This is a genomic window from Mesorhizobium argentiipisi (SeqCode) (assembly GCF_037179585.1).
Taxonomy (GTDB): Bacteria; Pseudomonadota; Alphaproteobacteria; order Rhizobiales; family Rhizobiaceae; genus Mesorhizobium; species Mesorhizobium argentiipisi.
Genome location: NZ_JAPYKO010000003.1, coordinates 112,804 through 126,894, shown reverse-complemented (window position 1 = coordinate 126,894; position 14,091 = coordinate 112,804). Strand labels below are relative to the sequence as shown.

10 protein-coding genes and 3 pseudogenes are annotated in these 14,091 nt (G+C 62.7%); all 13 read left to right on the top strand.

What is annotated here, in order from left to right:
- Position 1 precedes the first annotated feature (1 nt).
- The 13 genes and pseudogenes from O7A05_RS06130 (at position 2) to asnB (ending at position 14,085) form a co-directional block, all read left to right on the top strand.
- Positions 2 to 310 (top strand): ferredoxin, encoded by a 309-nt coding sequence (locus tag O7A05_RS06130; RefSeq protein WP_337092087.1) that lies wholly within the window; start codon positions 2 to 4, stop codon positions 308 to 310.
- Positions 297 to 1,132, top strand: a pseudogene (locus tag O7A05_RS06125) (SDR family oxidoreductase). Before O7A05_RS06130 ends, O7A05_RS06125 begins: the two are co-directional and overlap by 14 nt.
- Positions 1,132 to 2,475 carry a cytochrome P450 gene (locus O7A05_RS06120; RefSeq protein ID WP_337092085.1) on the top strand — a complete coding sequence of 448 codons (1,344 nt, stop codon included), beginning with the start codon at positions 1,132 to 1,134 and terminating at the stop codon, positions 2,473 to 2,475. Before O7A05_RS06125 ends, O7A05_RS06120 begins: the two are co-directional and overlap by 1 nt.
- Before the next feature lie 147 nt (positions 2,476 to 2,622).
- Complete coding sequence (locus O7A05_RS06115; RefSeq protein ID WP_337092083.1) at positions 2,623 to 3,618, top strand: polyprenyl synthetase family protein; 996 nt, start codon at positions 2,623 to 2,625, stop codon at positions 3,616 to 3,618.
- A 210-nt stretch (positions 3,619 to 3,828) separates the two neighbouring features.
- Entirely contained in the window at positions 3,829 to 5,379 is a 1,551-nt protein-coding gene (locus tag O7A05_RS06110; RefSeq protein ID WP_337092082.1) for a hypothetical protein, read from the top strand.
- A pseudogene (locus O7A05_RS06105) lies at positions 5,376 to 6,245 on the top strand (terpene synthase family protein); the annotation flags it as partial. The gene O7A05_RS06110 and the pseudogene O7A05_RS06105, both read left to right, overlap by 4 nt.
- A gap of 117 nt (positions 6,246 to 6,362) precedes the next feature.
- Complete coding sequence (gene fni / locus O7A05_RS06100) at positions 6,363 to 7,412, top strand: type 2 isopentenyl-diphosphate Delta-isomerase (RefSeq protein ID WP_337092430.1); 1,050 nt, start codon at positions 6,363 to 6,365, stop codon at positions 7,410 to 7,412.
- 217 nt (positions 7,413 to 7,629) lie between these two features.
- Complete coding sequence (gene aepX, locus O7A05_RS06095) at positions 7,630 to 8,538, top strand: phosphoenolpyruvate mutase (protein ID WP_337092429.1); 909 nt, start codon at positions 7,630 to 7,632, stop codon at positions 8,536 to 8,538.
- A 42-nt stretch (positions 8,539 to 8,580) separates the two neighbouring features.
- Positions 8,581 to 9,765, top strand: a pseudogene (locus O7A05_RS06090) (aminotransferase class I/II-fold pyridoxal phosphate-dependent enzyme); the annotation flags it as partial.
- Positions 9,766 to 9,813: 48 nt separating this feature from the next.
- Positions 9,814 to 10,617 (top strand): phosphocholine cytidylyltransferase family protein, encoded by an 804-nt coding sequence (locus tag O7A05_RS06085; protein ID WP_337092428.1) that lies wholly within the window; start codon positions 9,814 to 9,816, stop codon positions 10,615 to 10,617.
- Positions 10,618 to 10,621: 4 nt separating this feature from the next.
- On the top strand, positions 10,622 to 11,233 hold the full coding sequence (locus tag O7A05_RS06080) for a CDP-alcohol phosphatidyltransferase family protein (RefSeq protein WP_337092081.1): 612 nt from the start codon (positions 10,622 to 10,624) through the stop codon (positions 11,231 to 11,233).
- A 16-nt stretch (positions 11,234 to 11,249) separates the two neighbouring features.
- The gene (locus O7A05_RS06075) at positions 11,250 to 12,164 is read left to right on the top strand and encodes a class I SAM-dependent methyltransferase (protein ID WP_337092080.1); all 915 of its coding nucleotides are present in this window, start codon (positions 11,250 to 11,252) and stop codon (positions 12,162 to 12,164) included.
- Between the two features lie 31 nt (positions 12,165 to 12,195).
- Complete coding sequence (gene asnB, locus O7A05_RS06070) at positions 12,196 to 14,085, top strand: asparagine synthase (glutamine-hydrolyzing) (protein ID WP_337092079.1); 1,890 nt, start codon at positions 12,196 to 12,198, stop codon at positions 14,083 to 14,085.
- The last annotated feature ends 6 nt before the right edge of the window (positions 14,086 to 14,091 follow it).

Here is a 14,091-nt window from a genome sequence, read left to right as displayed (position 1 = left end):
AATGCGCGTCGTGGTCGACCAGGATCTGTGCGGAACCACCGGGCAGTGCGTGCTGACACTGCCGGGCACCTTTCGCCAGCGCCAAACGGACGGCGTGGCCGAAGTGTGCGCGGCGACTGTCCCGCAGGCGCTGCACGCCGCCGTGCTGCTCGCGGCCAGCCAGTGCCCGGTCGCCGCCATTCGGGTCATCGAAAGCGACGCTGCCGATGACGGGCGCGCCAGCGTCGACCCTGCGCCTTCTTCCGCGGAGGTCGAGCGGCATGCCTCGAAAGACCAACGCAATCCAGGAGGACGCGATGGGGCGGTTTGAAGGCAAGGTGGCCGTGGTGACCGGCGCCGGTGCCGGCATCGGCAAGGCGTGCGCCCTCGCCATCGCGCGCGAGGGCGGCAAAGTGGTGGTGGCCGACATTGATGGCTCGGCGGCCATCGCCTGCACCGCGCAGATCGCGGCCGAAGCCGGCCACGCGCTGGCCCTGGCCATGGACATCGCCGATGCGTCGGCGGTGGCGGCCTGTTCGAGATGGCGCAGGGGCACTTCGGTGGGGTCGACCTGCTGGTGAACAACGCGAGCGCCATGCATCTGACCCCGCGCGACGGCGCGATCCTCGATCTGGACCTGGCGGTCTGGGATCAGACCATGGCGACCAATCTGCGCGGCACACTGCTCTGCTGTCGGCAGGCCATCCCACGGATGATCGCCCGCGGCGGTGGTGCCATCGTCAGCATGTCGTCTTGCCAGGGGCTCAGCGGTGACACCGGGCAGACGTCCTACGCCGCGTCGAAGGCGGCGATGAACATGCTGTCGGTCTCGCTCGCCACCCAGTACGGTCATGCGCAGATCCGCTGCAACGCGATTGCGCCGGGTCTCATCATGACCGAGCGTCTCCTCGCCAAGCTGGACGAGTGCATGCAACGGCATCTGCGCCGGCATCAGCTCCTGCCGCGCGTCGGCCGCCCCGAGGACGTGGCCGCGCTGGTGGCCTTCCTGCTCTCGGACGACGCTGCGATGATCACCGGCCAGGTGATGTGCATCGACGGTGGCATGCTGGCGCATGTGCCCACATACGCCGACGGTGGCAACAGCCCCGCCGCACGGGCCGCCGACGACACCGCCGAAGCGGCGCGCTGCTGATGGGCATGCTGCTCAACCCGCTGAACCGTCGGCACCGGCTGCGGGACGACATCCCGGTCATGCCCGGCGCTTTCCCCCTGGTCGGGCATCTTCCCGCCATCGTCTGCGACCTGCCGCGGCTGCTGCAGCGCGCGGAACGGACGCTGGGCAGCCACTTCTGGCTGGATTTCGGCCCTGCCGGACACCTGATGACCTGCGTGGATCTGGATGCGTTCGCAATGCTCCGGAGCAAGGACGTGTCCTCGGCGCTGATCGAAGAGATCGCGCCCGAATTGCTTGGCGGAACGTTGGTCGCCCAGGACGGCGCCGCGCATCGGCAGGCGCGCGATGCGATCAAGGCGGCGTTCCTGCCCAAGGGGCTGACCCAGGCCCGCATCGGCGCCCTGTTCGCGCGCGTCATCCGGGCGCGGGTGCAGGCGTGGCGCGACCGCGGCGACGTAACCATCCTACCTGAAACCGGCGACCTGATGCTCAAGCTCATCTTCAGCCTGATGGGAATCCCAGCGCAGGACCTGCCGGAATGGCACCGCAAGTACCAGCAACTGCTGCAGTTGATCGTCGCGCCCCGGGTGGACCTCCCCGGACTGCCCTTGCGGCGGGGCCGCGCCGGCCGCGACTGGATCGACGCGCGCTTGCGCCAGTTCGTCCGCGACGCGCGCGCGCATGCCCCGCGCACCGGGTTGATCAACGACATGGTGAGCGCCTTCGATCGCAGCGGCGATGCGCTCTCCGATGACGTCCTGGTCGCCAATATTCGCTTGCTGCTGCTTGGCGGTCACGAGACCACCGCCTCGACGATGGCCTGGATTGTGATCGAGCTAGCGCGGCAGCCTGTACTGTGGGACGCCCTGGTCCAGGAGGCGCAACGCGTGGGCGCGGTGCCGACCCGGCACACGGACCTGGCGCAGTGTCCGGTCGCCGAGGCGCTGTTCCGCGAGACGCTGCGCATGCATCCGGCGACCACGCTCCTGCCGCGTCGCGCGCTGCAGGAATTGCAACTCGGCCAACGGCGCATTCCGGCGGGCACCCATCTGTGCATCCCGCTGCTGCATTTCTCGACCTCGGCGCTGCTGCACGAGGCACCTGATCAGTTTCGCCTGGCGCGGTGGCTGCAACGCACGGAGCCGATCCGGCCGGTGGACATGCTGCAGTTCGGTACAGGCCCACACGTCTGCATCGGCTACCACCTGGTATGGCTGGAAATGGTGCAGTTCTGCATCGCCTTGGCGCTGACGATGCAGAAGACCGGGGCGCGGCCGCGGTTGCTGAGCGGCGTAGAAAAAGGCCAGCGCTATTACCCGACCGCACATCCGCCCATGACAGTCCGCATCGGGTTCTCATGAGGCATCGCATGCCCCATGTGGCGAGGCGGCGGCACCGGCGACGCGCGGCATTGCTGCACTCGGCGCGCCCGGTACGACCCCGGCAACACCGCGGCGGCTCGCCGCTCGCCGCGGCCGTCTCCTGTCAAGTACAAAGGACATGAACACATGCAGACTGGTTCCACGCTACACGACGACCGAACCGCGGTTTCCACGCCAGGCGGATTGGGCGCGCAGGCACGCGGCGCATCCGGCGGACTGCTGCCGGAGATCTGGATGCAGGACGGCGCAAAGCGGGTCGAACAGGCGCTGGTTCGTCTTCTCTGCGCCGAAGGCGGTGAGACCGAGCTGATGCCGGCGATGCGCTACGCCACCCTGGATGGCGGGAAGCGCACCCGCGCCTTGCTCTGTCTGGCTGCCGGCGCGCTGGCCGACACGCCGGCGCACATGCTTGACGCCGTCGGTGCCGCCATCGAGATGATGCACGCCTGTACCCTGGTCCACGACGATCTGCCCGCGATGGACGATGACGTTCTTCGCCGCGGCCTTCCGACCGTGCACGTCAAGTTCGGCGAAGCCACTGCGATCCTGGTCGGCGATGCGCTGCAGGCGCACGCCTTCCTGACCCTGGCGAGTCTGGATGCGCCGGGCAACAACCGTATCGCGCTCGTGCGCGAACTGGCGCAGGCGGTGTCGGTCGAGGGTGCCGCAGGCGGGCAGGCCATGGATCTGGCGCTGGTCGGAAAGCACGTCGAGCTGGACAGGATCGTGGCGGTGCACCGGATGAAGAGCGGAGCGCTAGTGCGCGCGTCCGTTCGCATGGGTGCGCTATGCGCCACGGCGGAGGATGCCGCGCACGCTGCGCTGTACCGTGCGCTCGATCGCTACAGCGCCTGTTTCGGCCTGGCGTTGCAGGTGGTTGACGATATTCTCGACGCGACGGCGGATACCGCAACGCTCGGCAAGACCCCCGGCAAGGACGCGGCGGCGCAGAAGCCGACCTGCGCGTCGATCATGGGGCTGCAGGCGGCTCGCCAGTTCGCGCTGGATCTGTTGCACGACGCCGGGGAGGCCATCGCCCCGCTGGGGCCGCGTGCGGAACGGTTGGCGCAGATGCTGCAGCGGGCCAACGCGTATCTGTTGAAGCACGCGCCATGCCCATGAGCGCGCCCGTCCGCATGGAGCCGCCCCTGTTCTGCTGCGATCGGCCGGCGGCAGCGGTGAATGCTGCCTATGTCTGAATGCGCGGCGCCGATTGCAGCAGTTGGCCAGTCCAGCCACCGCGCCCGCGGAGCGCTACGCGCAAGCTATTCGGCGGACCGGCGTGTGCCCGAACCTGGTTCTCGTCTACCGTCTGCAGAAGGAACGTCCCGCGTGAACGCGCTGTCCGAACAGATCCTTTCCGAATTGCGCCACCTGCTGCGTGCGATGAGCGACGGCGGCAGCGTCGGTCCGTCCGTCTACGACACAGCGCGAGCTCTGCAGTTCCACGGCAACGTCACCGGTCGGCAGGACGCATATGCGTGGCTCATGGCGCAGCAACAGGCCGATGGCGGATGGGGAAGCCCGGACTTCCCGCTGTTCCGCCATGCGCCCACGTGGGCGGCGTTGCTGGCATTGCAGGGTGCCGATCCTCTTCCCGGCGCTGCCGACGCAGTCCAGGCTGCAATCCGATTCCTCGAGCGCCAGCCCGATCCCTATGCACATGCGGTGCCGGAAGACGCGCCGATCGGCGCGGAGCTGATCCTGCCGCAGTTGTGCGGCGAGGCCGCATCCTTGCTGGGCGGCGTGACGTTTCCGCGCCACCGGGCCCTGTTGCCGTTGCGGCAAGCGTGCATGGTCAAGCTGGGGGCCGTGGCGACGTTGCCGAGCGGCCATCCGTTGTTGCACTCCTGGGAAGCCTGGGGGACGTCGCCGACCACCGCATGCCCTGATGACAACGGCAGCATCGGCATCAGTCCGGCAGCCACCGCCGCGTGGCGTGCGCACGCCGTGACACAGGGGAGAACGCCGCAGATCGGGCGCGCCGACGCGTATCTGCAGGCGGCATCGCGGGCGACGCGCAGCGGCATCGAGGGTGTCGTTCCCAACGTCTGGCCGATCAATGTGTCCGAGCCATGCTGGTCGCTGTACACCCTGAATCTGGCCGGGCTGTTCTCCCATCCCGCGCTGGCCGAGGCGGTGCGCGTGATCATCGCGCAGCTCGACGCCCGCCTGGGCGTGCGCGGTCTGGGCGCGGCCTCGCACTTCGCGGCCGATGCGGACGACACCGCCGTTGCATTGTGCGTCCTGCGCCTTGCAGGCCGCGACCCGGCGGTCGATGCCTTGCGCCATTTCGAAGTCGGCGAGCTGTTCGTCACCTTCCCCGGTGAGCGCAATGCCTCGGTGTCGACCAACATCCATGCCCTGCATGCGTTGCGCCTGTTGGGAAAGCCCGCCACCGCCACCAGGGCCTACGTCGAGACTAATCGCAATCCGCGCGGTCTATGGGACAACGAAAAATGGCACGTTTCGTGGCTGTATCCCACCGCGCATGCGGTCGCCGCGCTTGCGCAAGGCAAGCCCCGGTGGCGCGACGAGCGCGCGCTGGGGCCACTGCTGCAGGCGCAGCGCAACGAAGGCGGCTGGGGCGCCGGTCGCGCATCCACATTCGAGGAAACCGCCTATGCGCTATTCGCGTTGCACGTAATGGACCGGGGCGAAGACCCGACGGGCCGCCGGGGCATCGCGCAGGCGGTGGCGCGTGCGCTGAAGTGGATGCTTGCCCGCCATGCGGCGCATGTATTGCCTCGGACGCCTTTGTGGATCGGCAAAGAACTGTATTGCCCCACCCGGATCGTGCGCGTGGCCGAACTCGCCGGTTTGTGGCTGGCGCTTCATTGGGGGCGGCGCGTCCTGGCCGAGGGAGCAGAAGCGGCGCCATGATCCAGACCGAACGCGCGCTGCAGCAGGTGCTGCAGTGGGGGCATTCCCTGATCGGGTTCGCCGGCGAGCATGCCGTGGAAGCGGTCAGGGGCGGCCAGTATATCCTGCAGCGCATCGACCTGAGCCTGCGCGACACCAGCGCCCGCACCGGCCGCGATCCGCAGGACGAAACGCTGATCGTGGCGTTCTATCGCGAACTGGCGCTGCTGTTTTGGCTCGACGATTGCAACGACCGTGGCCTGATCGCGCCAGAGCAGCTCGCCGCGGTGGAGCAGGCGCTGGGGCAGGGCGTGCCGTGCGCGCTCCCCGGATTCGAGGGCTGCGCTGTGCTGCGCGCTTCGCTGGCCGCGCTCGCCTATGATCGTCGCGACTATGCTCAGCTTCTCGAAGATACCCGGTGCTACTGCGCGGCGCTGCGCGGCGGACACTCGCAGGCGACAGGGGCGGAACCCTGGTCCTACGCCGAGTACCTGCACAACGCCATCGATTCGATCGCCTACGCGAACGTGTTCTGTTGCCTGTCGTTGCTGTGGGGGCTGGACATGGCGACCTTGCGCGCGCGTCCAGCGTTTCGCCAGGTCCTGCGCCTCATCTCCACGATAGGGCGCCTGCAGAACGATCTGCATGGACGCGACAAGGATAGGTCGGCCGGCGAAGCCGACAACGCGGCGATCCTGCTGCTGCAGCGCTATCCGGCTATGCCTGTGGTGGAGTTCCTCAACGACGAGCTGGCCGGCCATACGCGCATGCTGCACCGGGTGATGGCGGAAGAACGCTTTCCCGCGCCGTGGGGACCGTTGATCGAGGCCATGGCAGCCATCCGCGCGCAGTACTACCAGACCTCGACCAGCCGCTACCGCAGCAACACTGCGGGGGAGGTTAGCGTGCGGCGGCCTGAACGCGCGGGCGGCGGCGGCGTGTGCGCGCTGCCGTCGGTCCGATCTGACGCAACGCCGTCGTCCGATGCGACGGATGGAGCGAGCATGAGCGACACCGCCCTCAGCCGGCGCAAGGACGACCATCTGGACATCGTGCTGGATCGGCGAACGGCGCCGACCACGGTCGCCGCCGGCTGGGAGTCCATCCGTTTCGAACACTGCGCGGTGCCCGAGTTGGACTTGACGCGTATCGACCTTCGCGCCTCGCTGCTGGGCAAGACCATGCGCGCGCCGCTGCTGATCAGCTCCATGACCGGCGGCATGCCACGCGCCGAGGCCATCAACCGGCATCTGAGCGAGGCAGCGCAAGCCTTGGGCATCGCCATGTGCGTCGGCTCGCAGCGCGTGAGCCTGCAATCCCGCAATTCCCAGGGGCTGACGCGCGCGTTGCGCCGCGCGGCCCCAGACATTCCCTTGCTGGCCAATATCGGCGCCGCGCAGCTGCGCGAGGCCGACGGCCTCGACCTGGCGCGCCGGGCGGTGGATGCGCTCGAGGCCGATGGACTCATCGTCCATCTCAATCCGCTGCAGGAAGCGGTACAGCAGGAGGGCGACCGCGACTGGCGCGGCATCCTGGCGCAGATCGCTCGCGCCGCGCGCAGCGTGGGCGTGCCGATCGTGGCCAAGGAAGTGGGGGCGGGCCTGTCCGCCTCGGTGGCCTGTGCGCTCGTCGAGTCGGGCGTGGCGGTGATCGATGTCGCCGGCGCCGGCGGCACCAGTTGGGCCGCGGTGGAGGGCGAGCGCGCCCGCGATGCCGCCGCTCGTGCAGTGGCGATGGCGTTCGCCGATTGGGGGATTCCAACTCCAGCCAGCGTGCAGGCGGTACGTCGGGCGCTGCCAACGGTGAAGCTGATCGCGTCGGGCGGGATCCGCGACGGCGTCGACGTGGCCAAGGCCATCCGCCTGGGCGCGGACATCGCCGGGCAGGCGGCCGGCGTGCTGCGCGCGGCGACGGTGTCCACCGAGGCGGTTGTCGCGCATTTCGAGATCGTCATCCGCCAATTGGCTGTCGCCTGCCTCTGCAGCGGCTCGGCCGATCTGGCGGCGTTGCGTCAGGCGCGCTTGTTGCCCTCGGCGCATCTGCCCGCCGGTTGATGCCGCGTTTCCTTTGCCCGTTTCCAGGGCCAGCGGTGAGAAATGTATGAACAAAAATGAAGCATAATATGCATCTTCATGAAATCGAGAGCGTCAAAGCGTTACAAACGGCAATATTATCTTAACTTGAAGAATATTGATGAACCGCCATTATGACTGTTTGGAAGGGGCAGGTATGGAGATGCACAGAGATGTACCAAAGCGGCCTACACAAAATATGATTTCCGCCGGTCGGACCGCCGAAAGCTTGCTTCAACTGATCACAGCCAGCGAGCTTACTTTTGCAATGGAAGGGCACGACGGTCTCTCGGCCGCGGTCGTGGAGCACGCGGGCTTCAAGGTGCTTTGGGCGTCAGGCCTGTCGATCTCATCAAGTCTCGGTTATCGCGATGCGAACGAAGCCTCCTGGTCCGAGGTTGTCAATGTTGTAGAGCGTATGGCAGATGCTGTGCAGATTCCGATCCTCGTCGACGGCGACAGCGGATTTGGAAATTTCAATAATGCCCGCCTCATGGCCAGCAAACTACGCCGATGTGGCGCAAGCGGCATTTGCCTCGAAGACAAGGTGTTTCCAAAGATGAATTCGTTCGTGGGGGACCGACACCCCCTCGCCGAAACCGCGGAGTTTTGTGGGCGGCTCAAGGCGATCAAGGACCGAATTCCGGATCCGGAATTCGTGCTGGTCGCGCGTATCGAGGCGCTGATCGCCGGCCAGGGAATGGATGAGGCGCTGGCGCGCGCCTATGCCTACGCCGAGGCGGGCGCGGATGCCATCCTCATCCATTCCCGCAGGTCCGACGCGGAGGAGATCTTGGCCTTCACTCGCGCCTGGCAGAACCGACTTCCAGTCGTCATCGTACCCACGAAATATTACCGCACGCCGGTCTCCGCGTATCGCGCCGCAGGGATCTCCATGGTGATCTGGGCCAACCACAACTTGCGCGCCGCCACTGCTGCCATGTGCCATATTTGCGGTCGGATCGTTCGGGAGGAAACAATCGCCGGTATCGAGAGTGAGGTGGCAACGCTGGACGAAGTGTTCGACTTGCTCAAATACCAGGAACTGGCTGCGGCCGAAGAGAGATATCTACCACAGAAGGCGAGCGGCGTTCGTCAGCCGGCTTAAACCGCCCTTTTCTGAAAAGCAAACGAGACGAGGAGGCGCAACATGCTTGCGAAACGGACAAGCTTGTTCCGTTCATCGGGGACCGCCGCCGCGCGGGCGGCGGCAAGGGCATCTGCCGATGCTGGCGATGACATCATTGATCTGACCGCGGGTGAAATCTGGAGTGACCTCGCTCCAACAATTCGCGACGGAGCGTTCGAGGCCATCCGCAAAGGTGTCAATCGCTACACCGATACCGCTGGTATGATGGAACTGCGCGAGGCGCTGGCGAAAAAGGTGTCTCTCGATACCGGACAGATGTGGAATGCCGAAGAGCTCATCACCACGACAGGGGCCAAACATGCGCTCTTCAGTGCGGCTATGGTGGTGCTCAACCCAGGCGACGAAGTCATCATCCCGACGCCTTACTGGACGACCTTCCCGGCGCAAGTGCTGATCGCCGGCGGCAAGCCGGTCTTTGTCGAAACTCGCTCCAATGGCTATGTCGCGCGGGTCGAAGACATCGAGGCTGCTGTCACCACCCGGACCAGGGCAATCATCATCAACACGCCTGGTAATCCCACGGGTGCCGTTTATGACGCCCAGACGCTGATGGCGATTGCCCAGCTCGCGATTTATCGCGACTTGTGGATCATTTTCGATGAGTGCTATGGCGAGTTCGTCCACGGGCATCATTCCCATCACGCGATCGTCTCCGTCGTTCCGGAGGTTCGGCCTCGGACGCTCATCGTCAACAGCTTCAGCAAGGCTTTGGCACTGACCGGATGGCGAATTGGCTACCTCGCCGGTCCAAAGGAGATCATCAACGCCGTGAAGGCGTTGCAGTCGCACACCACATCAAATCCGAATGTCATCGCCCAGCATGCCGTGTTGGCGCATCTAGAGCGAGGAGACGGCAGCTATGAGCGCCAACTTCGATCGCAGTTGACCAGCGCCAGGGAAATCGGTCTCAACGTGCTCTCATCGCTAAGGCGGGTACCAGTGCCGAAGGCGCAGGGCGGCTTCTACTTCTATCTCGATTTAGCGAACCTGCTAGCGCGCGAGCCGTGGGATGTGATCACTGACGACGCGGAAAAGATAGTGCATTCGCTGACCAAAGCCGGCGTCGCAACGGTGCCCGGCACCGCCTTCGGCGATCCCGCTGCCATACGCCTCTCCTATGGAACTCAGCCAGAAAAACTCGAAGCCGGGTTGAGCCGCATCGTCGAGGTGCTCAACGCTTGGGAAAGACCCCGCAAGATCGCGGAACACAGATGGGGGACACATGCGACGTCGATCAAAACCCCCAAAAAGGCCGTCATTCTAGCCGCGGGTTTCGGCTCTCGTCTGCGTCCATTAACCGATCTGCGGCCGAAGCCCCTGGTGGAGGTCAATGGCACGCCCATACTACACAACGCGCTTCGAAACCTGGAAGCGGTCGGCGTTGAAGAGGCGACTATCGTCATAGGCTATCGCAAGGACGCAATCCAATATGCATGCGGCAGTCTCTTCGGTGGCCTGAAGATCAATTATGTCGAGTCGGTGGTTTTCGACCGGACCGGCAGTGCCTACTCGCTGTGGTTGGCGCGCGATGCGCTCCTTTCCGGAGACTGCTACCTCCTCGAAGGTGACGTCTTCTTCGAAGAAGATGCTCTGCGCTATCTGATGATGGGGGACGCGGCAAATACCGCTGCCGTTGCGCCGTTCGATCCTTCTATGGAAGGGTCCGCAGCCATTCTTTCCAGCGACGGCTTCATATCCGAGGTCCGGTTAAAGCAGACGGCAGCAAGCCTGGGCTCAGGCGGTCCACTCTTCAAAATGATGAACCTTATCCGGTTCTCTGGCGCCGAACTCCGAACAAAGATCGTCCCGGTCCTTTGCGACATCATCGGCTCGGGTGCGACCAAAGTTTATACCGAGGAGCTGCTCGGTATCCTTATCGAGCGCAACGGACTGCAGCTTGCGGCGGCGCGATGCGACGATCTGAGATGGTATGAGATCGACAGTGAAGAAGACCTACGGGTAGCTGAGAGGATTTTCACAGTCGAGCGATCTGCGAGATGCGGCTCCGGCCACATCGCAGCCGCCGCCGGAGAGTAGCGAGATGATCCGCTATCTCTTCGATGCTGCAAATGCCATTACCGCGCTTGGGCTGATCTTCGCCACGAACGCGATCTATTTTGCCTTGGTCGGACGCTTCGAGCTTGGCATTTGTTTCGCATTATGGGCGCTTCTGGCGGATGATGCCGATGGCATGGTCGCGCAGCATTCCCCGAGCCGTTCGGCTTTGACGGCCCAGGTGGGAGCCGCATTCGATGGGCTAGCGGATTTGGTCTATGCGGCTCTCTTTCCGGCAGTTCTCATCTTGTCGTTCAACGCGTTCTCTATTCCGTCGCTGTTCGCTGCGGTTTGCCTTGTCCTGTCAGGGGCCCTCCGCCTCAGCTATTTTTCTGCGTTCGGGCTGGACGATGACGGATTCGGCAGAGGATTGCCGTTGAACAATGACCTCTTCGTGTTGGCCGCTCTCTTTGCCACAAACCGTTTTGTGGCAATCCCTTACCTTGGCGGTCTCCTGATAGGCGCGGCGTTGCTTCTGTCCCTGCTACATCTCTCGAATTTCAAATTTCCTGGTACCGGCAACTGGTTGCGCCTGGCCAACCTTACACTCGTTGCTGCAGGGTCTTTCGCCCTGCTCGCAAATCCACCTGCATCGTAAAGTGTGGGAAAATAGCATGGAAAGCTCTTTCGAAATCCGCACGCGCACCGTCTTCGATCAGTATCAGCGCGACCAGGAGAATGATCCTCACATATTTGACAGGTTGGTCTCCCTCATTGAGGAGGAATATTTCGGCCTGGCAGCCGGTAGCTTCCGCGGCCTTGACGTCTTAGACGCGGGCTGCGGCTCGAATGCGAACGCGTCTTATGCGTTTCTTGAAAAGGGAGCGCATAGCGTTGTCTCACTTGAACTGGGCAACGATTGGATGGATTGCGCGCGCAAACGGCTTAGCCGCTTCGGGCCACGCTCGCAATTGGTCGCCGGCAGTGTGCTCGATCTCCCGTTCGACGAAAAGAGGTTCGATTTTGTCCATTGCGCCGGGGTTCTGCCGCACACCAGCGATCCAAAAACAGGCTTCGAGGAACTTGCCCGCGTAACTCGTCCCGGGGGGAGCTTCTTTCTGACGATCATGGGCACCGCAAACGGCGTCATCTATCGATGCATCAATCATTTGCGAGAACTCTACCAGAATGATGAACAATTTCGCAGCGCGATCGACAATCTGAATGGATCCACCACACGTGAAGCCATCGACTGGCTGTTAAACGCAAAAGAGAATGAAGAAGAAGAATATATGCCTGGCGAAAACGCATTCTTCCGAAGTCTTTTCGACGATGATTTGTTTGTGACGATTCGGGATCGTTTCCAGGCGCCAACCTACCACGAGTTCTCATTCACAGAGGAGCAAATCAGAGACTGGTTTGTCGAGTGCGGCTTCGACAACATTCGCAGGATCTCAAGGTATACGAGAAATTTCCACAACCTTCGGCGCTTTCTCGCGCCCATGTACCGTCATTACGACCATCCGCTTGCTCGGTTCTGGTTCGGCGATGGCTGCATCCAGATGATCGGCAACAAGCCAAGCACGTAGTCGGCATCACTCGTATAAGAGAGCGACATCAATGTGCGGAATCTTCGGGATAGTCCTTAAAGAGGAAGGTATGCCGGTCTCCGCGGAGGCGGTAGAGCATTGCGCGGACGCTCTTGCTCATCGCGGACGTGATGCCAGAGGTCTATACATTGATCGTTCGGTTGCGTTCGCACATCGACGACTATCCGTTATCGATCTTAATTCTCGAGCCAATCAACCTCTTCGCGATAACGGGACCGGAGTGGTAATTACGTACAATGGGGAGATATACAACTATCGCGAGTTGAAAAAAGAATTACAGCAATTGGGTTACTGTTTTTCGACGACGTCAGATACAGAAGTCTTGATTATCGGTTATATCGCGTGGGGACGAGCTTTCTTGGATCGCTTAGACGGGATATTTTCCTTTGCGCTGTTCGATCCTCGAAATTGCCTTGTTCTCATCGCCCGCGACCGGTTAGGCGTAAAGCCACTTTACTACACGATTTGCGATACTGGACTCGTATTTGGATCGCAGCCGAATGCTCTTATTCGCTGGCCAGGGGTCATGCGCGGACCGGATATGATCGGCGCGCTCAGCTTTCTATCCTATCGCGCCGCTGTAGGATCCCGCACGCTGTACGCTGGCATTTCCAAATTAGAGCCCGGCTATCTCCTCGAGATAAAAAGCGGGCGCTACAGGTCCGAACGTTGGTGGGATTTGTCCGAGGGCATCTCACGCTCGAAGCCGGACTCCGACATTAAGGGATTGCTCGGAAGCGCCGTTCAACGCCAGCTGGTAGCTGATGTCCCGGTGGCCGTATTGTTGTCCGGCGGGCTTGACTCCAGCATCCTTGCCTATGAGGCCTCCGCCCGCTCACAAATCGATCCCATCTGCTTTACCGGCAGGGTGGAACCCTCCGAATATGACGAGACGGGCTACGCCATGGAAGTTGCCGCTGAGTTCGGGCTCACGCACCGCGTCGTCCCAATTCCAGAACCTTCCAATATGGAGGCTGTGGCAGAGCTGGTCCGTTTGCGTGGACATCCACTTGGAATGCATAACGAAACCGCCATGTATACGCTCGCAAAGGCAATTTCGAAGGAGCATAAGGTCGTACTCACGGGCGAGGGTGCTGACGAAATTTTCGCGGGCTATAGCCGCTTGTTTCGGACGCCGTATGATCACAATCGAAGCAAATTCATCGCCGCATTGCCCTCTTCCTTGGCCCAGATCGCACGCCGGCGCCTTGGCCTTGGGGCCCATGGCAATCAGCTGCAGTTTTTCTTGGACCGTTATACGTACTTTCCGGCTGATGAGATCCGCTCGCTTGCTATCGATGGCCAGATGGGAACGGAGTACGAGATGGAACTCGTCGATCATTTTGCGGCTCAATTTGCGGAGGCCGAAGGAGACTTCTTTAGCAAAATATCACGTGTCTTCGTCTCTACGCATCTGCCAGCGCTGCTGGAGATGGTCGACAACACCACGATGGCAGCTGGGATTGAAGCTCGCGTTCCTTTCACCGATCACCAGCTTGTAACCGCCGCAATGGCAATACCCGGATCCCAGCGGTTAAGGTGGAGGTCACCAATCGCTTCCGTCCAGGCACTTTGGCAGCCGGTCGCTTCCTTCAGCGAACGTCTTGACGTCTCAAAATATCCCCTACGAAGCGAATACCGGAGCGTCTTGCCCAAGTCCGTTTTATCTCGGAAAAAGATGGGATTTCCGCTTCCGCTGGGCCAATGGGCGGTGGGCGAGGGAGCAGCGCAATATCGAAGGCTGCTATTTCACGAGGACTCTCCCCTAGGAAATTTATTCGACCCGCCTGCCTTGAGGCGTTGGTTTGAGGTCGGACGAGAAAGACCTTCTGATTCATTCGGTCGTAAGTTTTGGCTTCTGGCCAACCTTGCGCTTTTCTTCAGGGAGACATTCTCATGACAATGG